This window comes from Streptococcus mitis (assembly GCF_002096925.1).
Lineage (GTDB): Bacteria > Bacillota > Bacilli > Lactobacillales > Streptococcaceae > Streptococcus > Streptococcus mitis_AF.
On sequence record NZ_NCVN01000017.1, the window covers coordinates 41,520 to 60,006 of the forward strand.

General features: G+C 40.3%; 21 protein-coding genes. 3 read left to right on the top strand and 18 right to left on the bottom strand.

Annotated elements, in window-relative coordinates; translation table 11 throughout:
• Positions 1-5 precede the first annotated feature (5 nt).
• The 4 genes from B7692_RS04690 to B7692_RS04710 all read right to left on the bottom strand — a co-directional run bounded on the left by B7692_RS04690 (position 6) and on the right by B7692_RS04710 (position 3,965).
• Complete coding sequence (locus tag B7692_RS04690; RefSeq protein ID WP_000846947.1) at positions 6-410, bottom strand: hypothetical protein; 405 nt, start codon at positions 408-410, stop codon at positions 6-8.
• Positions 411-470: 60 nt separating this feature from the next.
• Complete coding sequence (locus B7692_RS04695; RefSeq protein WP_024057404.1) at positions 471-1,139, bottom strand: CPBP family intramembrane glutamic endopeptidase; 669 nt, start codon at positions 1,137-1,139, stop codon at positions 471-473.
• Between the two features lie 725 nt (positions 1,140-1,864).
• Positions 1,865-3,214, bottom strand: coding sequence for a sensor histidine kinase (locus B7692_RS04705; protein ID WP_084930055.1), 1,350 nt, complete (start codon positions 3,212-3,214; stop codon positions 1,865-1,867).
• A gap of 13 nt (positions 3,215-3,227) precedes the next feature.
• Positions 3,228-3,965 (bottom strand): response regulator transcription factor, encoded by a 738-nt coding sequence (locus B7692_RS04710; protein WP_084930056.1) that lies wholly within the window; start codon positions 3,963-3,965, stop codon positions 3,228-3,230.
• A 295-nt stretch (positions 3,966-4,260) separates the two neighbouring features.
• On the opposite strand from B7692_RS04710, the gene B7692_RS04715 reads away from it, so the two are divergent.
• Positions 4,261-4,590: a hypothetical protein gene (locus B7692_RS04715; protein WP_004261043.1), complete on the top strand. Its 330-nt coding sequence runs from the start codon at positions 4,261-4,263 to the stop codon at positions 4,588-4,590.
• 61 nt (positions 4,591-4,651) lie between these two features.
• On the opposite strand, the gene B7692_RS04720 is transcribed toward B7692_RS04715, so the two are convergent.
• Both B7692_RS04720 and B7692_RS04725 read right to left on the bottom strand, forming a co-directional pair.
• Positions 4,652-5,701, bottom strand: a complete 1,050-nt coding sequence (locus B7692_RS04720) for an ABC transporter permease (RefSeq protein ID WP_084930057.1) — start codon at positions 5,699-5,701, stop codon at positions 4,652-4,654.
• Positions 5,698-6,429 carry an ABC transporter ATP-binding protein gene (locus B7692_RS04725; protein ID WP_023940790.1) on the bottom strand — a complete coding sequence of 244 codons (732 nt, stop codon included), beginning with the start codon at positions 6,427-6,429 and terminating at the stop codon, positions 5,698-5,700. Before B7692_RS04725 ends, B7692_RS04720 begins: the two co-directional genes overlap by 4 nt.
• A 67-nt stretch (positions 6,430-6,496) precedes the next feature.
• Here B7692_RS04725 and B7692_RS04730 point away from each other — a divergent pair, with 67 nt between their 5' ends.
• Together B7692_RS04730 and B7692_RS04735 are read left to right on the top strand one after the other, a co-directional pair.
• Positions 6,497-6,907, top strand: coding sequence for an HIT family protein (locus B7692_RS04730; RefSeq protein WP_001278320.1), 411 nt, complete (start codon positions 6,497-6,499; stop codon positions 6,905-6,907).
• A 9-nt stretch (positions 6,908-6,916) separates the two neighbouring features.
• Positions 6,917-7,204: a hypothetical protein gene (locus B7692_RS04735; RefSeq protein ID WP_000777754.1), complete on the top strand. Its 288-nt coding sequence runs from the start codon at positions 6,917-6,919 to the stop codon at positions 7,202-7,204.
• A 25-nt stretch (positions 7,205-7,229) separates the two neighbouring features.
• On the opposite strand, the gene dnaJ is transcribed toward B7692_RS04735, so the two are convergent.
• The 12 genes from dnaJ to B7692_RS04795 form a co-directional block, all read right to left on the bottom strand.
• Positions 7,230-8,366 (bottom strand): molecular chaperone DnaJ, encoded by a 1,137-nt coding sequence (gene dnaJ / locus B7692_RS04740; RefSeq protein WP_084930058.1) that lies wholly within the window; start codon positions 8,364-8,366, stop codon positions 7,230-7,232.
• A gap of 198 nt (positions 8,367-8,564) precedes the next feature.
• Complete coding sequence (locus B7692_RS04745; protein WP_084930059.1) at positions 8,565-9,197, bottom strand: DJ-1/PfpI family protein; 633 nt, start codon at positions 9,195-9,197, stop codon at positions 8,565-8,567.
• Positions 9,198-9,427: 230 nt separating this feature from the next.
• Positions 9,428-11,251 (bottom strand): molecular chaperone DnaK, encoded by a 1,824-nt coding sequence (dnaK, locus tag B7692_RS04750; RefSeq protein WP_064276242.1) that lies wholly within the window; start codon positions 11,249-11,251, stop codon positions 9,428-9,430.
• A 252-nt stretch (positions 11,252-11,503) separates the two neighbouring features.
• Positions 11,504-12,028 carry a nucleotide exchange factor GrpE gene (grpE, locus tag B7692_RS04755; protein WP_084930060.1) on the bottom strand — a complete coding sequence of 175 codons (525 nt, stop codon included), beginning with the start codon at positions 12,026-12,028 and terminating at the stop codon, positions 11,504-11,506.
• A gap of 26 nt (positions 12,029-12,054) precedes the next feature.
• A complete protein-coding gene (gene hrcA / locus B7692_RS04760; protein ID WP_000255754.1) occupies positions 12,055-13,089 on the bottom strand; it encodes a heat-inducible transcriptional repressor HrcA in 1,035 nt (344 codons plus the stop codon).
• Positions 13,090-13,249: 160 nt separating this feature from the next.
• Entirely contained in the window at positions 13,250-13,762 is a 513-nt protein-coding gene (locus B7692_RS04765) for a DUF2812 domain-containing protein (RefSeq protein ID WP_084930081.1), read from the bottom strand.
• Positions 13,763-13,796: 34 nt separating this feature from the next.
• Complete coding sequence (locus B7692_RS04770) at positions 13,797-14,372, bottom strand: DUF2812 domain-containing protein (RefSeq protein WP_084930061.1); 576 nt, start codon at positions 14,370-14,372, stop codon at positions 13,797-13,799.
• On the bottom strand, positions 14,372-14,692 hold the full coding sequence (locus tag B7692_RS04775; protein ID WP_084930062.1) for a PadR family transcriptional regulator: 321 nt from the start codon (positions 14,690-14,692) through the stop codon (positions 14,372-14,374). Before B7692_RS04775 ends, B7692_RS04770 begins: the two co-directional genes overlap by 1 nt.
• Before the next feature lie 113 nt (positions 14,693-14,805).
• A complete protein-coding gene (gene glnA / locus B7692_RS04780) occupies positions 14,806-16,152 on the bottom strand; it encodes a type I glutamate--ammonia ligase (RefSeq protein ID WP_001122886.1) in 1,347 nt (448 codons plus the stop codon).
• A 36-nt stretch (positions 16,153-16,188) separates the two neighbouring features.
• Positions 16,189-16,545: a transcriptional repressor GlnR gene (gene glnR, locus B7692_RS04785; protein WP_000659548.1), complete on the bottom strand. Its 357-nt coding sequence runs from the start codon at positions 16,543-16,545 to the stop codon at positions 16,189-16,191.
• 76 nt (positions 16,546-16,621) lie between these two features.
• The gene (locus tag B7692_RS04790) at positions 16,622-17,149 is read right to left on the bottom strand and encodes an FUSC family protein (protein WP_000119915.1); all 528 of its coding nucleotides are present in this window, start codon (positions 17,147-17,149) and stop codon (positions 16,622-16,624) included.
• Between the two features lie 135 nt (positions 17,150-17,284).
• Positions 17,285-18,481, bottom strand: coding sequence for a phosphoglycerate kinase (locus B7692_RS04795; protein WP_045612790.1), 1,197 nt, complete (start codon positions 18,479-18,481; stop codon positions 17,285-17,287).
• Positions 18,482-18,487: the final 6 nt, after the last annotated feature.

Genomic DNA, 18,487 nt, shown 5'->3' on the forward strand with positions numbered 1-18,487 from the left:
CTTCCCTACTTTTTATAATACTTCAAGCCCCAAATGAGCAGAAGCATGATAAGCAAGCAGAGAATGGCGCCAATATAGGCAATTAATTGTTGATAGAATTCTCCTGCTGTAATACCTCTATACAAACAAATAATAGACATAAAACCTGTCAAGCCGATATACATGAGTTGATTGGTTCTAGGGCTAACCAAATCATCATCTTCAAACTCTCTTATCCTCATTTCCCTAGTGAGGTAAACAGTGACCAAAATGGAAGCTAAGTTAATAACCACTAAAAGAAATTGGAAAACCAAGGAAAAATTTAAAAACTGACGAGATAGAAATAGATAAGTGGAGACAAGTAAGGGCAACTGACCTAGGAACAATCTTGTAAGAAAGATGTTCCGTTTTTTAGCAAGAAAAGTTTTCATTTCTTTTCTCCTTTCATATATTATTAGACGAAGAACTACACAAACTCACCGGTTCAAAACCTAAGTAGCCAGAAAAAAGAGACAGGTGACAGTAGCATTCATCAAACCATGTACAACTACACAGGAATATAGATTTCTCCGCTTTATATAGAGAATTCCTAATACAATTCCTGACACTAGATGTTGAGAGAGCATTTCTCCGTCATGAGCAAATCCAAAAAGAACAGCCGAAAAGATAATAGCAACTATGGGAGAATATTTTTCTAAACTTCCTAAAATGATTCCTCTAAAGAGTATCTCCTCCAAAAGAGGTTGAGTGAAAGTAGTTGACAACCAGAATAGAACTATGTACAAGAAACCACTTGTTTCCAAATGTTGAAAAAAGCTTAAAGAACTTGTATTATCATGGACTTTTCCAAGAACGGTCATGAAAAATATAAAACCAACTACTAAAACCAGATTAGCCAGATAAGCAAGAACAATCCATTTCAATTCTACCCATTTGATTGGCAAGCAATCTAAAGTAGTCTCATCACCCCATCTCTTAATAAGATATACAAGAATGGTTAAGCATATAAAGAAAGATAGAAAGAAGGCACCAACACTGAACACATCTCCCATCACTCCGTCATAAAATCGTCTCACAACAGTTAATGGTACAACTTGAATAGCAAAAGTAAGTAAAAAACAAGTAATTATTTTTTTAAAGATAGAAATCGTTTTTTTCATAGTTTGTCCTTTTTTCAACTCATTAATAAGATATTTTTTCTAATTTACTACTTCCACGAACGAAGCCCCCGCTTCCTTAACTTGTGTTTTATCACACTTCCTGCTTCAATCTTTACACTGCTAGTATAGCACTCGTTTTATTCTTGGATCACTCAAATCATAAATGGTCATCAAAACCTCTTGAATTGTTAAAAAATTTAAAAAAGCAAGCATGAAAAACATACTTGCCCTGGGGAACTTGACAACATAAAAATCTAAAATTGAAAGCTACTCACCCTCACTTCCGTATGTTCTCATATATTCTCATGATCGCAACAAGGATAGCAGCTGTCCCAATTGCCAAAGCGATAAGGGTAATGATAATGTTGAGGATTTCAGGCGTACTCCCTATTCTGTTGATAAGACGGAGTAGGGATATAACTGTCAACTGAATCAGGAGTATTGATTCTACTCTTACCAATGAAGTCAGTCGGTTTTCAACTGCATATAAAAAGGCTGGTAGTAAAACACAGGCTATAGCAATCACAAACAGATTGCTCCCTGTTTCTTCTCCCTTGTTCACCACGGAAAACATGAGAAGATTCGATGCTATAATCAACGTAGAGCAGATGATAAAAAAGGATTTCTTATTCATTTAATATACCTCGCATACTATGGTAAAAATCAAACTGGATAAAGACAAAACTTATCTGTTAGCTTCTGCCAATTCTTTTTTCACAAATTTTCTAATGACCAACCGGCAACAAGTGAACCGTTAAAACCTGACGAAAGACTTGATTTTGACAAGTGGTATTTAGACTGGTATTGGGATGACTTTCCACAATTTTCATAACGGTATAGAGACCAACTCCTCTCTCCTCCCCTTTAGAACTGGCTCCAAAGGAGAAGATTTCAGAAATATCTATCTCCTCTTCTTTGATGGAGTTTTCTATGATAAAGGTCTCCTGTGCTCCATTTTTTAAAAAGGCGATTGAAACATGAGGTTGACTGGCCTCTGCACTGGCTTCAATAGCATTGTCACAAAGGATAGACACAATGGTTAGAAAATCAAGTAGACTCATCCCCTCGACCTGAATCTCTTCAGGAACTTCGACATTAAATACAATCTTATTATCTCTGGCTTTTAGAAATTTACCTGCTAGGAGACTTTTGAGGGCACGGTCACGAATATTTACCAATCGTCCAAGGTCATATTTATTGTCCTGCAATTTTTCACTAGAATCCTTTAAGACCGAGTCGTAGACCTCTTTTATCTGCTCCATATCCTCCTCTTCAATGCCCAGACGTAAACTGGTCAAGAGGTTGGTGTAGTCATGGCGAAAACTCCGTACTTCCTTGTAAAGTTCCTCTATATGCCGACTATAGCGTTCCATATCTCTGTAGCGCAAGGCCTGCTCTTGGTCCAGTCTCTCATGGAGTTTGTCCTTCAAATAGGTATCCAGCTTCTTGATAATCCCCATAAAAAAGAGTAGGTAAAACACTAGAATCAGATGGCGAACAGTCGTTGATTGAATACCTTGTACATTTTCAAAATAAGACAGACTTTGCATCACTAGATAGTAAGCCCCCATTATCCAGTTAATCTTAGTCAGGGACTTTTGAAAACCTTTATCGAGAATCTCCCTTCTCAAACTAGTAAAATCATAGTCTAACCATTTCAAAAAGGCTAGAGAAATAAAGCAAATGAAAATTTTTATACATAACCAAATAAAAGAGCGGTCATCATACACATGCCCTTGCCCCAAAAATGGAAGCACAAAATAGGAGACTACCCTGAAAAAAAGATTCACCAACATCATTGGAAAGAGACCATAAAAGAAGAGTAGTTTTTTAGGAAGCCCTCTTAACAATAAGAAAGATAAACCAATGCCGTACAAGGGTTCCATAAAATAAGATAGGTAAGTATTTCCTACTATATAGCTAATCGTTACAAAAACAACTGCTAAAAGTAGCTTAAAAAGAAAGGACTTAAAAACTCTCTCCAGAGTTAGAACAATTCCATCCACCTTAAAAAATATAAACAATTCCAATCCAGATATCAAAAACACATATACTATCTTCCAAACTAATTCCATTCCAGCACCTCACTCAATGTAAGTTATTGATAGCTTCAGACACTTCCCTGACCTTATAACGCGCGATCAGACAGCTTCCACCATTGGGAAAGTAAAGCAGTTTTTCTTTCTTATCCAAACGAACTACATTGGCAGGATTGATGAGAAAAGAGCGGTGGCACTGCAAGAGACGAGGCTCCTGCTTGAAAACCTCCTCTAAACTCGCTGTAAATTCCAGTCTGTCTGTCTTGGTATAGAGAATAACACGATGAGCTCTGGGCGATGTTTCAAGATAATAAACCTCTTTAAAAGGATACTGGAATTGGGCAAATTTTGATTTAAAGTAAAAGCAATCTTCCGCCAGACTTTTACTGTCTTGACTATTGGCATAGAGAAGGGCTGTTTCGATACGAGATTCAAACTCCTCTGCCGACAAGGCCTTATCAATGTAGTCCAAAGCAGACACTTGGTAGCGAAAGGACAGGGGCATAAACTCCGAGTGAGTTGTCACAAAGACAATCAGGGCATAGGGATCTCGATCCCGAATCTTTCTAGCCACTTCTAGCCCCTTCATCTCCTCATTTCGAATCTCAATATCCAAAAAGAATAGCTGATGGGCTCCCTTCTCATGTACCTCTGCCAGCAGTTGATCTGGCTTACCAAAGACCGCAAAAGAGCTGGGAGTGATATGATGTTCCTTCAAAAGTTTCTCAATCGTCGTTTCAATCCTAGTCTGTTGGGAAAAATCATCTTCTAAAACAAATATTCTCATCTTCTTACTCTCCTTGTTTCGATTTCTTCCTAAAAAGAGAATAGCAAAAATACTATGATACAAGCCCACCAAATCCTAAACAGGCCTTCAACGCTCCTGAAAGGTAGCTTGTTCCTCAAATAAGCATGATAATCTTACCACTATTTTATCATAAAATCTTAACAGTACCATTCAGGAAATTTCAAGGACAATTAAAGATTTGAAGGCGAAAAAGGAGATAAAAGTGATAGACTGACAGTATCAAAATACAATTGCTAGAAACAAGACTAGCAGCCATTTTAAAGGAGGAATTCTCATGACAGATACAGACCCTATCAAAAGAGCTCAGACTTTGATTACGGACTTAAACAAAGCCTACCAAGCATGCAAACAGGCAACCGCTGACGACGTCCGCTTTCAGGAGCAATTAAACTCTATTCTTGGTTTTCTAGCCAAGGCTGAAACAGTGGATAATCGAGTCTTGATTGAATTGGAAAAATTTTACCAGACTTCCAGTCTTCTCATGGGACTCAGCGCTCTTGATCCAGATGCTCCTACTCGTGCCGCTTGGCGGGCCTATGACCGCTTCCACTTTGACCAAGTCAAGACCAAGTTGAGCCTCTACGGTCCAACCATTATCCTGTAGAAAATAAAAGAAGTTGAGACAAACTGAACTCAACTTCTTTTTTAATATCATATAAGCAAGATTAATCCTGCATCTGACGTTTTACCTGATAAGGCAAATACAAGGCTTGTAAAACCAAACCAGCTCCCAGTAAGGCTAGAAGGGCTAGTTTTTCTTGGAAGGTAATCAACCCAACAACTAATTCCACAAGTAAAACAAAACTGGTCAATCCTCGGACTACCGCCTGCAAGCCTTTTTCCTTTTGACCCTTGTCCAGTGGAAAAAGTTGAGTCAAATACTGGTAGTCAAAGGCGTGATAGAGAGCCAGCAACTGAAAGAGCAAGAGGTAGTTAAAGAGAACCACCACTGCTGTCGCAATCCAAGCTTGCTCGATAAAAACCTGCGCCAGCAAGGAAAGCAAGAGCAGACGAAGACTGAGAGCAAAGAGGTCTCCATTTCGCAAATAAGAACGCAGATAGAGATTTTGCCAAATCTTTCCAGGCACCTTCTGAACAACCTTTAGGATAAAGTCCAGATAAGCACGACGCTTGACGCTGTTTGAAATTCCCTTGACCTGCGTAAAAAGTGCAAAGAAACGAAGCAAGACTTGCTTACGCTTGCTTTCTTGGGAAATGACATAATCCCAGTCTAGTCCAGTTTCAGTAAAAAACTTGCTGGCCTTTTGACGAAAGAGGAAATATTTTCCTACTCCCAATAAAAGCACATAGACCAGAAAAACAGGCAAGCCATAACCCATGGCTAAAAATAAGGGCGCAAATAAAAGCAAGAAAAAAGTCTGGACAAAGAGCCAAAAGACTAGGGAAATGCCAGTTTGACGCTTAAGATGGAGCTTGATTTCCTCTTCTCCGACCAAGAGAAAGAGCTTGTCTGGAGCCTCCATATAGGTGGCAATTCCTCCCCAAAGCAACAGTAAAACAGACGTAATCCCTACAAATAAAAGGATAGGCCAATGATTTTCAGGAAAATCTTGTAAGAGTTGACTGTACTGGTAGGCTAGAAAGCCCAGCAGAACAAGCAGGAACAAGATAAAGTGGTCATTGAGAACATAGCGCAGATAACCAAGACACTCCTTACGAAAAGCCTGCTTTCTCTTTAAAAACAAGTCTTTCATAGCTCCTCCTCTTTGGTCAGAGCCAAGTAAATATCATTCAAACTAGCCTCAGGCATGTTAAAGGCTTCGCGCAGTTGCAGGAGATTTCCCTTAGCACGCACCTCTCCCTTGTGAAGAATAACAAAGGCATCACACATCTTCTCCGCCGAATCCAGCACGTGAGTACTCATGAGAATAGACTTGCCTTTTTGCTTTTCCACTTCCAAAAGCTGAATCAAGTCCGCAATAGCCAGCGGATCCAGACCAAGGAAAGGCTCATCCACGATGAAAAGACTTGGATCCACCACAAAAGCACAGATAATCATGACCTTCTGCTTCATCCCTTTTGAAAAATGAACAGGAAACCAGTCTAATTTCTGGTCCAGACGAAACATTTTTAACAAGGGCTCTACTCGATCAAAAGCCACTTTCTGCTCAATACCATAAGCCATAGCAACCGTTTCGATATGCTCTCTGAGAGTCAATTCCTCATACAGGCTAGGCGTCTCAGGAATGTAGCCAATTTGCTTGCGGTAGCTAGTCGCATCTTCTTGAAGAGTAAGTCCATTGATATTGATGGAGCCACTATAAGGTGTCAAGAGACCGATAATCTCATTAATAGTCGTCGATTTCCCAGCACCATTGAGACCAATCAAACCGACCAGCTGCCCACTTTCAACGGTAAAGGACACATCTTTCAAGACAGGGACATGAACATAACCACCTGTCAGGTTTTTAATTTCTAACATATTTTCTCCAAATCTGGTATAATGTAGCTATATTATATCAAAATTCAATACAGTAGAGGTAGATTTTATGTCAGATTGCATTTTTTGTAAAATCATTGCAGGGGAAATTCCTGCTTCAAAAGTATATGAAGATGAGCAGGTTCTTGCCTTTCTTGATATCTCTCAAGTGACACCAGGACATACCTTGGTCGTGCCAAAAGAACACTATCGCAATCTTTTGGAAATGGACGCTACTAGCGCCAGCCAACTCTTTGCCCAAGTACCAAAAGTAGCTCAAAAAGTCATGAAAGCTACCAAGGCTGCTGGCATGAATATCATTGCCAACTGTGAAGAAGTCGCTGGTCAAACCGTCTTTCATACCCATGTTCACCTCGTACCTCGCTATAGTGCGGACGATGACCTCAAGATTGATTTTATCGCCCACGAACCAGACTTTGACAAACTCGCTCAAGTCGCTGAAACTATCAAAAACGCCTAAGGAGTTGCTATGAAATTATCCAATCTACTGCTATTTGCAGGAGCTGCAGCCGGAAGTTATCTGGTCACAAAAAATCGCCAAACCATCACAGATGAAGTCTTGAATACAACTGACCGCGTTCAAGCTATCAAGGACGATGTGGATATTATCCAAAATAGCCTACAAATCATCGACCAGCAAAAAGAACTCATCAAGGAATACCAAGAAGACCTGACTTACAAGTTTAAGGTCTTAGAAAAAGATATCCAGACTAGACTAGCTGTCATCAAAGAAACACAGGAAATCGAAGATAAGTAAAAAGAGCCACTCGGCTCTTTTTGCTTTATTCTCCTTCAAAGGCATCTTTAATATGGTCAAAGAAGCCCTTTTTCTTTGGATTGACTTTCAAATCTCCTGCAGCTGCGAATTCTTTCAAAGCTGCTTTTTGGCGTTCGTTCAAACCTGTCGGTGTTACGACATTAACGGTAACATATTGGTCACCAACTGCACCACCACGAAGGCTCGGAGCTCCTTTGCCACGTAGACGGAATTTCTTACCAGTCTGAGTTCCCTCTGGGATAACCAATTCAACATCACCGTGAACAGTTGGAATATCTACTGTGTCACCAAGAGCTGCTTGGACAAAGTTGAGATTCAGATTGTAGAAGATAGTAGTTCCTTCACGTTCAAACTTGTCGCTGGCTTCCACAGAAACCACCACGTACAAGTCACCGTATGGTCCACCGTTAAATCCTGCTTCACCCTGACCAGCTAAGCGAATTTGTTGACCAGTTTCCACACCAGCAGGGATTTTCACATGTACGCTATGAGCTTGTTTTTCATGACCAGTACCGTGACAGGTTGTACATGGATCTTTGATTTCTTTTCCGCGACCGTGACAGACATCACAGGTTACTTGGCGACGCATCATACCAAGCGGAGTCTGCGTATCGACGTTAATGACACCAGCACCATGACAGCGTCCACAAGTGACTGGACTTGTTCCTGGCTTAGCACCTGAGCCATTACATGTGCGACAGCTAGCTTCACGGTTATATTTGACTTCTTTTTCAGCTCCAAAAATAGCTTCTTCAAAGGTCAAGTTCACACGATACTGGAGGTCATCCCCCTGACGAGGAGCGTTTGGATTGCGCGAAGCACCGCCTCCGCCGAAGAAACTTGAGAAGATGTCCTCAAAACCACCGAAGCCACCTGCCCCGTTGAAACCTCCGAAACCACCAGCACCACCAAAGCCACCATTGGCACCCGCAGCACCATATTGGTCATAGGCTGCACGTTTTTGGTCGTCACTCAAAGTCTCATAGGCTTCTTGAACTTCCTTGTACTTGTCCTCAGCACCAGGCTCCTTGTTGATATCTGGGTGGTATTTTTTCGAAAGCTTACGATAAGCCTTTTTGATCTCGTCTGCCGAAGCGTTTTTTGACACCCCCAGACGATCATAAAATTCAGTATTGTTCATACAAGATACCAAGACCGTAAAATTCGACTGAAAAATAGGAAATCTGACGCTGGAGCGATGCTCCTAGGCAGATTTATCTTTTTTCCGAGAATTTAGGTCGGGTTCAGTTCCTTTCTGTTATATTTAGTAAGAAAGCTCAGAGTGCGAGTTCAATTCCCTGAACACCCTTATTCCTTTCTATAATTTTCATGTAAATCTTTAGAGGCTGTTTTCTATACTCTGCTTCACTTGATTAAACTCTTCATCTGATAGAGTAAATATCAAATCCTCTTCAGCATACTCGTTCTGTTCTTTAAAATAGTTGTCCGTATTCTCTGCCAACCCTAAACCGAAAATCACTTTTCTTGCAAACTCTTGATGCGCAAAACCGATAGCCGTAATGATTCGTTTATCTTGGACAAGAACTTTCGGTTGGAAATTCTCACGTGGAAGAAATTCAAAATAGTCAAAGAAGTTTTGCCAAATCCCACCTGTAAATTTCGTATCGTTCAACAAGCCTGCTTTCGCCAATAAAAGGGGCGCTGAAGAAATGGCTGCAATTAGGATATCTTGCTCACTAAGACTTCTCAAAAACGAGATCAATTTCTCATCCTGTAGAGCAGGCCCTATATTTACCATTCCTGGCAAAATGACACAAGAATACTCTTCTATACATACTTGATCCAATGTTTTTGTAGGTAAACAAGGCAAGCCATCCTCAGAGACCACCATCGAATGATCTGAAGCTACATAATCAATCGTGATGTCAAAAGACAGAGCTAAAGCACTTGTTAAAGAGGCTATCTCATAAAGAGAAAAATTAGGATAAATGACACAAAGCACTTTTTTCATAAGCGACATCCTCTATTTTATCGAAAAACAGAGGCTGGGTTGCAACCTCTGGATTTCTTCTTATCATTATTAACATTTAGGCAAAGCACCTTTGTGATTAGTCATTCTTAACGAGTTAGGCTTAACTGAGTTTCGGCTAAAAACTTCGGAAAAAAGATAAGCCATCTTTTGTACATCGCACAAGGCGATGGCTTCCTATTTTTCTTTCGTTTTCTTAACGCCTCAACATCTTACTTCTCCGTAAACTCTCCGTCTACGACGTCATCACCTGCGTTTCCTGTTGCTTGTGCGCCTTCTGCTCCTGCTTGAGCTTGTTGTGCTGCTGCGGCTTGTTCGTAAAGTTTGACAGCAAGTCCTTGAGCTTTTTCGTTCAATACTTCAAGTTTTGCTTTCATATCTTCCAAGTTGTTGTCTTCTTGAGCTTTCTTAAGGTCATCAAGAGCAGCTTGGGCAGCATCACGTTCTGCATCGAAGCCTTTGCCTTCAGTTTCCTTGATTGTCTTTTCAGTCGCAAAGATTGCTTGGTCTACTTCGTTACGAAGGTCAACTTCTTCTTTACGTTTCTTATCTGCTTCAGCGTTAGCTTCTGCATCTTTCATCATGCGGTCGATTTCTTCGTCAGTCAAACCTGAGTTAGATTGGATGACAATTGTTTGTTCTTTTTGAGTTCCAAGATCTTTAGCTTTAACAGATACGATACCGTTCTTATCAATGTCAAATGTTACTTCGATTTGAGGAATTCCACGAGGTGCAGCTGGGATATCAGTCAATTGGAAGCGTCCAAGAGTCTTGTTATCTGCTGCCATTGGGCGTTCACCTTGAAGAACGTGGATATCAACGGCTGGTTGGTTGTCTGCCGCAGTTGAGAAAACTTGTGATTTAGATGTTGGAATAGTAGTGTTGCGATCGATAAGTTTTGTGAAGACTCCACCCATTGTTTCGATACCAAGTGACAATGGTGTTACGTCAAGAAGGACAACGTCTTTCACATCACCAGTAATCACACCACCTTGGATGGCAGCACCCATAGCAACTACTTCATCAGGGTTAACTGATTTGTTTGGTTCTTTACCAGTTTCAGCCTTAACAGCCTCTACAACGGCTGGGATACGAGTTGAACCACCAACAAGGATAACTTCATCGATTTCTGACAAGCTCAAACCTGCATCTGAAAGGGCTTGACGAACTGGCACTTTTGTACGTTCTACAAGGTCACGAGTCAAATCGTCAAATTTCGCACGAGTCAAAGTCATTTCCAAGTGAAGAGGTCCAGCCTCACCGGCAGTGATAAATGGCAAGCTGATTTGTGTTGAAGTTACACCAGAAAGGTCTTTCTTAGCTTTTTCAGCTGCATCTTTCAAACGTTGCATTGCCATCTTGTCAGTAGACAAGTCAATACCGTTTTCTTTCTTGAATTCTGCTACCAAGTGGTCGATGATTTTTTGATCAAAGTCGTCACCACCAAGTTTGTTGTCCCCTGCAGTTGACAATACATCGAAGACACCGTCACCCAATTCAAGGATAGATACGTCGAATGTACCACCACCAAGGTCAAATACCAAGATTTTTTCTTCTTTGTCAGTCTTGTCCAAACCGTAAGCAAGAGCTGCTGCAGTTGGTTCGTTAACGATACGTTCTACTTCAAGACCAGCGATTTTACCAGCGTCTTTAGTTGCTTGACGTTGTGCATCGTTGAAGTAAGCTGGAACTGTGATAACTGCTTTAGTTACTTTTTCCCCAAGGTAGTCTTCAGCATAGCCTTTCAAGTATTGAAGGATCATAGCTGAGATTTCTTGTGGAGTGTATTCTTTACCATTTGCAGAAACTTTTTCAGAAGTTCCCATTTTAGATTTGATAGAGATGACTGTATCTGGGTTTGTAACTGCTTGACGTTTTGCAGCATCACCAACGATGATTTCACCGTTTTTGAATGATACTACAGATGGAGTTGTGCGGTTTCCTTCTGGGTTTGCGATAATTTTGCTTTCAGTTCCTTCAAGAACTGCAACTGCTGAGTTTGTTGTACCTAAGTCAATACCGATAATTTTAGACATGTGTTTTTCTCCTTAAATTTTATATTCTATTTTTCTTTTTGATACTCTTCTTAAGTGGCGGCGCCGTCAGAGCTTGACTTCGTCAATCTCTTTGACTAAACTTTGAGCCTAAGGTCTAAAAGTTTGCGCAAATAGCGCCACGGCGAAGAGTATCGTCTTTGGTTCGCTTCGCTCACTATTGCAAAGCCAAATATATTTTATCTTTCTTCATAGTTTATTGTCTTTTCGGACAAGTTTTTTAAGTTCTCTAGCCTAGTTGTACACCACTACCATTGCTGGGCGTAGGATGCGGTCATGGAGTTTATAGCCTTTTTGGAAGACTTGGGCGATGGTATCTGCTGGGTGTTCATCGTCTGCTGGGAGAGTTTGGATGGCCATATGGTAGTTATGGTCAAATTCGCCGTCAGCTGCGATTTCTTCGATTCCTTCTTCTTTTAAAGCGTGAACCAAGCTCTCTTGCACCATCTCCAATCCTTTTTTGACATCGTCTGTCAAACCTTCAACTGCGAGTGCACGTTCTAGGTTATCCAAAGAAGGGAGAATCGCTTTTGCCAAGTCCTGGCTACGATAACGTTGCAAGTTTTGACGCTCTTCATTGGCACGGCGTTGAATATTTTGCATTTCTGCATGAGCCCGAAGGTATTTATTTTCGAACTCATCCGCACGTTCATTTGCCAAGTCCAACTCAGACTTCTCAGGAGTTGTTTCTTCAGCTGTTTCCACAACTTCCTCTTCTTGAACTTCTTCTACTTCTTCATTTTTTATATCTTGGGCCATTTTCGCCTCCTTTAATGATTTCAATCTTAATGTACTTCGTAATGATTACTGCTGAGGTAGCGGTAAAAATCTGTCAACTTCATGGTCAAAACACGGTTGACCACATTGACTTGGTTGATTAGCTGTTGGTAATCCAGATTAACTGGACCGATAATTGCTAAAATTCCAACTCCCCGATAAGGGATGAGGAACTTGCTACTAATCACCGCCAGATCTGCTAGACAGGACTCTTGACTGTCCGCAACACGGACATTTTGCATCTGATCTTCATGCAGCCCTTCACGAATCTCCAAGGCCACCTTTTGCGGTTGATCAAAGAACTGGTATGCTGCCAGATTGGCAAAATTCAAGAGATTGACCTTACCCGCCACCACAATATTTTCGTTGAACATTTCCTTAAAGATGTGTTCAAAGAGATCAATCACATTGTCCGTTGTTGTAAAGTAACGCTGGATAATCTGCGGAATCTCCGTCCGAATCTTGTAGTGGATATCTAGAACAGTGTGACCGAGGAAACGTTCCTGAATGATTGCCTTCAGTTTCAGCAAATCTTCCTGCAAGAAGTTCCTTGGAATCAGAAACTGACTGGTAACCGTTCGAGACTCGTCTAAGGTAAATACTGCCAAGGCTGTATGTTGCCCTAAAACCACGATATCAAAGGCTGTCAATCGTTGTCTGCTCGGCTCAACATCCAGTGCTACTACCGTACAGCCACTCAAGTCTGTTAGTAGATTAGCAGCTTCTTGCAGAATATCCTCCAATTTGAAGAATTCCTGATCAAAGGCTTTGACAATCTCATAAACCTCATTTTCAGCCAGTCGGTCAAAATCCAGTGAGTGTTTCACATAGTACTGAAAACCAGCAACACTTGGCATGCGACCGCTTGAAGTATGAGCCTTCTCAAGCAAACCTTGCTTTTCTAAAGCCGCCATGTCATTACGAATGGTAGCACTGCTAGAGTTAATAGACTCTTGCAAGGCTTTGGATCCGACAGGTTCGTGCGTTTTGGTAAAGATGTCAATAATCAGATTTAGAATATCCTGCTGACGCTCTGTAACCATCTCATCACTCCTCTCCGTCTGATCAATTAGCACTCAATACACTCAAGTGCTAACTTATGATTCTATTATACACCCTTAGAAGAGAATGTCAAGATAAAAACTCAAAAAATTAGCACTCTTTTACCAAGAGTGCTAAAAATCAGTCTGAAGACCTAGAACCTTACCTTCCATCTACTTGGTATTTCTTTTTAAGTCTGAAAAAACCATGGATTAGATAAGAAATCAGAAAGGCATATAAAAGAAAAATAATGAAGAAAGACATAGAAAGCTCTTCTTTAAATACACTCATACAAACAACAAGACCGCCTAAGAAAGTAGCTGTACAGGAACGAAGTCTAGATCGCATAACTTCCCACCTGAGATTATTACTTATATAGACTTGATCCTCTGAAAGTATATCAGAAGCTGGTTTACGAAAAATTGAACAAAAACCTGTTTCTATCAATTCCCAACCGCTATTTCTAAAATCTTGCAATTCATGCTGATACTTTTTAAGAAATCTAGAATCATAGATACGGTAGATGACATCGTCCGGTTGACATTGGTCAAAATAGAAAAAACCAAAACGACTCGTTCTATATCTCCAACCTTTCAAGTGCATCTCATGCAAATACTCTTCTTCCTTATCCAAATCAAGAATGGTGAAAATCCGAAATTGCTTTTTATTTATCATGACTTCCCCTCCAATTTTGAGCATACCTACCCTATCATAAATCTGATAATTCCTTCTTTTTATGCCATAACTTCCAACCAATATAGGAAACTATTAACAAAAGAATCAAAGACAAGAAAATATCTAACCCGACCGCAAGTAAACTCCATAGACCATACGCATTACTTCTATTGAGCAATTTAAGTAAGAATGGTATATGTATGGCTAGCAAAAGTAAAACAGGTACTAATCGCAGTCTTAAAATGCGATTAACCATATCCAACTTGTTAGTAGCATCGTTATAAATTTCAAACTCTGTAGCCGATTCAACTTTAGAATGTGCTTTTCTAAAATAGGAAAAACTATTAAAGTCTGTAATATGCTCCCAGCCATAATCTTTAAATAGTTGTAAATAGGAGGTTCTCTCTGATTTTTCCATTGGGTAAAAATCCAACTGATAAGATACTTGCTCAGGCTGACACTTTTCAAAGGTATACTTAACTGCAAACAATAAGATAGAGTAGCTTACTTTTCTAAGTTTCCAGCCCTTAGCATGCATTTCTCTAAAGTATAGAGCCTCCCTCTCATAATCCGCAATTGTAAAAATTCGATAAACAATTTTCTTTTCCATCATACTTCCTCCCGACTGTTTCTATAGAGCCGTTCAATACGTTTCAATTCAATATCTAAGACCTTGCGTCCCAAGTCTGTAATCTGATAGATTTTCCGTTTCTCCTCTTCTCGGACAAAGGCAATCAAGCCATCCTTTTCCATTTTTGACAAGGTACCATACATAGTCCCAGGACTAATTAAAACTTGCGAATCTGTCATCTCCTTGACTTTTTGTGTAATACCATATCCATGATTCTCCTTTTGCAGATAGAACAAGATATAAAAACCCGTTTCCGTCATAGGAAGATAAACACGACGGATCTTATCCGTTAATTCCATTTATAGCCACCTCCTATTTAGTTCGATATATCGCACTTCGTTATATTAAATATATCACAGTTCGATATGAAACGCAAGAAAAAAGATCACCCACAGGCAATCTTTCTTCTATATTAGTAAAGGTCTAAATAATTATCAATTTCCCATTGTGAAACGAAGGTTGCATAACTTGCCCATTCGATTCGCTTGGCTTCAAGGAAACTAGTATAGATATGTTCTCCAAGAGCTGCTCTGACAACCTCATCTTCAGTCAGAGCTTTCAAAGCGTTGTGAAGTGTTGATGGAAGGTCTGTAATACCAGCTTCCTTACGCTCTTCTGCTGTCATGATGTAGATATTTTCTTCGATAGGAGCTGGTGCTTCGATTTTATTTTCAATACCATGCAAACCAACTTCCAACAGCACAGCCATCGCGATATATGGGTTTGCCATCGGATCCACTGAACGCAACTCAAGACGAGTTCCCATACCACGTGAAGCAGGCACGCGTACAAGTGGCGAACGGTTACGACCAGCCCAAGCAATGTAAACAGGCGCCTCATAACCTGGAACCAAACGTTTGTATGAGTTAACCGTTGGGTTCATGATGGCAGTATAGTTGTAGGCATGCTTGATCAAACCGCCAAGGAAATGGTAGGCAGTTTCTGACAACTGCATTCCTTTTGGATCATTTGGATCAAAGAAGGCATTGTTTCCTTCTGCATCAAACAAGGACATATTACAGTGCATACCTGATCCAGCAATACCAAATTTTGGTTTAGCCATAAAGGTTGCATAAAGCCCATGTTTGCGAGCAATGGTTTTAACAACAAGTTTGAAGATTTGAATCTTATCACAAGCACGGAGAACTTCATCGTACTTAAAGTCAATCTCGTGTTGTCCAACAGCAACTTCGTGGTGACTGGCTTCTACTTCAAATCCCATTTTGGTTAAGACATTGACAATCTCACGACGTGTATTGTCAGCAAGGTCAGTAGGCGCCAAATCAAAGTAGCCACCCTTGTCATTTACTTCAAGTGTTGGATCCCCATTTTCATCCAGTTTAAATAGGAAGAATTCTGGCTCTGGCCCAAGGTTGAAGGATTTAAATCCCACTTCTTCCATGTGACGAAGAGCACGTTTCAAATTGCCACGAGGGTCACCTGCAAATGGCTCACCTTCTGTTGTATAGACATCACAGATCAAACCTGCAACACTTCCATTTTCATCTCCCCACGGGAAGACTGTCCATGTATCCAAGTCAGGGTACAAGTACATATCCGACTCATTGATACGTACAAAACCTTCAATAGAAGATCCATCAAACATAGCCTTGTTTGACAAGACTTTATCTAACTGTTCATCTGTAGCAGGAATTTCGACGTTCTTCATCGTCCCCAAAATATCTGAGAACATAAGACGAATAAAGGTAACATTTTTTTCCTTGACTTCACGACGAATATCTGCAGCTGTGATTGGCATGAGTTTTCTCCTTAATGTATGACTACTTGCGGTTGCCTAACCGCGACCAAAAGGTGACCGTACTGAAGCAAAGCGACCCTGTTGGAGGAGTTCATTATGAAGTGCACGACGCACCTCAGTCTGACTCACCGCTTTCTTGGATTTCGCTTCACGTTCAGCATATTTTTTCTTAATGGCAGCGATATTATAACCTTCAGAGATATAATCTTTGATTTCAAGCAGACGATCCATGTCATTCAAAGAATACATGCGACGGTTTCCTTCGTTTCGATCAGGCTTGATCAACTCTTGATCTTCATAATAACGAATCTGACGCGCCGATAAATCGGTCAACTTCATAACACTGCCGATAGGAAAAACAGCCATATTTCGGCGAAATTCTTTTTCCTTCATTTACAATTTCCTTCTTTCTGTCTATTATAGTCTAAAAAAAGACAAACGTCAATTGATAATGTTATAAAATGTAACATTATTTTTCTTTTTTCTCTAAAAAGAGACGAATACGATCAATATCGTAATTTACGAGAATTGCGACAAAAACTCCCATGAAAGTTTCTGATACACGCGCAAATACGTACAAAATCGTTTCACCACTCGGAATCGATAGGGTAATGATTAACATAGCTGCTACACCACCAATAACCCCTGCTTTGTTATTCATGGCTACATTTGTCATAATGGTTAACATGGTACAGATTGGAACAACTACCAAGGTCACCCAAAAGGCTTCGTGGAAAAAGGTATTTAATAAGAAGAAGACCAAGGCATAGAGGCCACCGATACTATTTCCAAGAATACGCGAAGTCCCAAAATGAACACTCTTATCAAAACTCTCCCTCAGGCTAAAAACAGCTGTCAAAGCACCGATTTGAAGACCTTTCCAACCAAAAAAGCCAAAAATCAAGAGAACTAGAAAAACAGCAATACCTGTTTTAAAGGTTCGCATACCAAGTTTGAACTGGGATTTATCGAATTTATATTTTTTAAAATAACTCATAATCTCAACTTTCTATTTCCATTTTATCATAAATTAGGTGATTTTATGAGCAATAGTTGAGAGGAAGCGTTTTTATTTCGAGTAAAAGAAAAGAGGAATTTTCATCCCTCTCTTCTTTGATTTATTTATGAAATCTTATTTTTCTGTCAAGGCTGCAAGTCCTGGAAGAACTTTACCTTCAAGAAGTTCCATTGATGCTCCACCACCAGTAGAGATCCATGAGAACTTGTCTGCACGTCCAAGGTTGATTGCTGCGGCAGCTGAGTCACCACCACCGATGATTGATTTAACGCCTGGTTGTTTCACGATAGCGTCCATCACACCAATTGTACCAGCTTGGAAGTCTGGGTTTTCAAATACACCCATAGGTCCGTTCCATACAACTGTTTTGGCACCAGTCAAAGCTTCATCAAATTTAGCGATAGATTTTGGACCGATGTCAAGACCAAGGAAGCCTTCAGAAACTGCTTCACCTTCAGTGTCACGCACTTCAGTATAGCCAGCAAATGCGTTAGCTTCTTTTGAGTCAACTGGCAAGATCAATTTACCGTTTGCTTTTTCAAGAAGAGCTTTGGCAACATCCAATTTGTCTTCTTCTACAAGTGAGTTACCGATTTCGATACCTTGTGCTTTGTAGAATGTGTAAGTCATACCACCACCGATAAGAACTTTATCAGCTTTTTCAAGCAAGTTTTCGATAACACCGATCTTATCTGAAACTTTTGAACCACCAAGAATCGCTACGAATGGACGTTCTGGAGTTTCAACTGCTTCTTGGATGTAGGCAATTTCGTTTTCAAGAAGGAAACCAGCAACTGCTTTTTCAACGTTTGCTGAGATACCAACGTTAGATGCATGTGCACGGTGAGCTGTACCGAATGCATCGTTTACGAAGATACTATCTCCAAGTGATGCCCAATATTTACCAAGTTCAGGATCGTTTTTAGATTCTTTCTTGCCATCAACATCTTCGTAACGAGTGTTTTCAACCAAGAGAACTTGTCCATCTTCAAGAGCGTTGATAGCTGCTTCCAATTCAGCACCACGAGTGACACCTGGGAAAACAACGTCTTGGCCCAATTTAGCTGCCAAGTCTGCTGCTACAGGAGCAAGTGATTTACCAGCTTTATCAGCTTCTTCTTTCACACGTCCAAGGTGAGAGAAAAGAATTGCACGTCCACCTTGTTCGATGATGTACTTAATAGTTGGAAGAGCTGCTGTGATACGGTTGTCGTTAGTGATTACGCCATCTTTCAATGGTACGTTGAAGTCAACACGAACGAGGACTTTTTTACCTTTCAAGTCAACGTCTTTAACAGTAAGTTTTGCCATGTTACA

What these genes read in the sequence shown, in the direction of transcription:
- glnR (WP_000659548.1), bottom strand. Translation starts at nt 16,545, where the DNA reads ATGAAGGAAAAAGAATTTCGCCGAAATATGGCTGTTTTTCCTATCGGC.
- B7692_RS04690 (WP_000846947.1), bottom strand. Translation starts at nt 410, where the DNA reads ATGAAAACTTTTCTTGCTAAAAAACGGAACATCTTTCTTACAAGATTG.
- B7692_RS04770 (WP_084930061.1), bottom strand. Translation starts at nt 14,372, where the DNA reads ATGGAAAAGAAAATTGTTTATCGAATTTTTACAATTGCGGATTATGAG.
- B7692_RS04705 (WP_084930055.1), bottom strand. Translation starts at nt 3,214, where the DNA reads ATGGAATTAGTTTGGAAGATAGTATATGTGTTTTTGATATCTGGATTG.
- hrcA (WP_000255754.1), bottom strand. Translation starts at nt 13,089, where the DNA reads ATGGTTACAGAGCGTCAGCAGGATATTCTAAATCTGATTATTGACATC.
- B7692_RS04790 (WP_000119915.1), bottom strand. Translation starts at nt 17,149, where the DNA reads ATGAGTTATTTTAAAAAATATAAATTCGATAAATCCCAGTTCAAACTT.
- B7692_RS04735 (WP_000777754.1), top strand. Translation starts at nt 6,917, where the DNA reads ATGAAATTATCCAATCTACTGCTATTTGCAGGAGCTGCAGCCGGAAGT.
- B7692_RS04765 (WP_084930081.1), bottom strand. Translation starts at nt 13,762, where the DNA reads ATGATAAATAAAAAGCAATTTCGGATTTTCACCATTCTTGATTTGGAT.
- B7692_RS04795 (WP_045612790.1), bottom strand. Translation starts at nt 18,481, where the DNA reads ATGGCAAAACTTACTGTTAAAGACGTTGACTTGAAAGGTAAAAAAGTC.
- B7692_RS04710 (WP_084930056.1), bottom strand. Translation starts at nt 3,965, where the DNA reads ATGAGAATATTTGTTTTAGAAGATGATTTTTCCCAACAGACTAGGATT.
- glnA (WP_001122886.1), bottom strand. Translation starts at nt 16,152, where the DNA reads ATGCCAATCACAGCTGCAGATATTCGTCGTGAAGTCAAGGAAAAAAAT.
- B7692_RS04775 (WP_084930062.1), bottom strand. Translation starts at nt 14,692, where the DNA reads ATGGAATTAACGGATAAGATCCGTCGTGTTTATCTTCCTATGACGGAA.
- dnaK (WP_064276242.1), bottom strand. Translation starts at nt 11,251, where the DNA reads ATGTCTAAAATTATCGGTATTGACTTAGGTACAACAAACTCAGCAGTT.
- B7692_RS04695 (WP_024057404.1), bottom strand. Translation starts at nt 1,139, where the DNA reads ATGAAAAAAACGATTTCTATCTTTAAAAAAATAATTACTTGTTTTTTA.
- B7692_RS04715 (WP_004261043.1), top strand. Translation starts at nt 4,261, where the DNA reads ATGACAGATACAGACCCTATCAAAAGAGCTCAGACTTTGATTACGGAC.
- B7692_RS04730 (WP_001278320.1), top strand. Translation starts at nt 6,497, where the DNA reads ATGTCAGATTGCATTTTTTGTAAAATCATTGCAGGGGAAATTCCTGCT.
- B7692_RS04720 (WP_084930057.1), bottom strand. Translation starts at nt 5,701, where the DNA reads ATGAAAGACTTGTTTTTAAAGAGAAAGCAGGCTTTTCGTAAGGAGTGT.
- grpE (WP_084930060.1), bottom strand. Translation starts at nt 12,028, where the DNA reads ATGGCCCAAGATATAAAAAATGAAGAAGTAGAAGAAGTTCAAGAAGAG.
- B7692_RS04725 (WP_023940790.1), bottom strand. Translation starts at nt 6,429, where the DNA reads ATGTTAGAAATTAAAAACCTGACAGGTGGTTATGTTCATGTCCCTGTC.
- dnaJ (WP_084930058.1), bottom strand. Translation starts at nt 8,366, where the DNA reads ATGAACAATACTGAATTTTATGATCGTCTGGGGGTGTCAAAAAACGCT.
- B7692_RS04745 (WP_084930059.1), bottom strand. Translation starts at nt 9,197, where the DNA reads ATGAAAAAAGTGCTTTGTGTCATTTATCCTAATTTTTCTCTTTATGAG.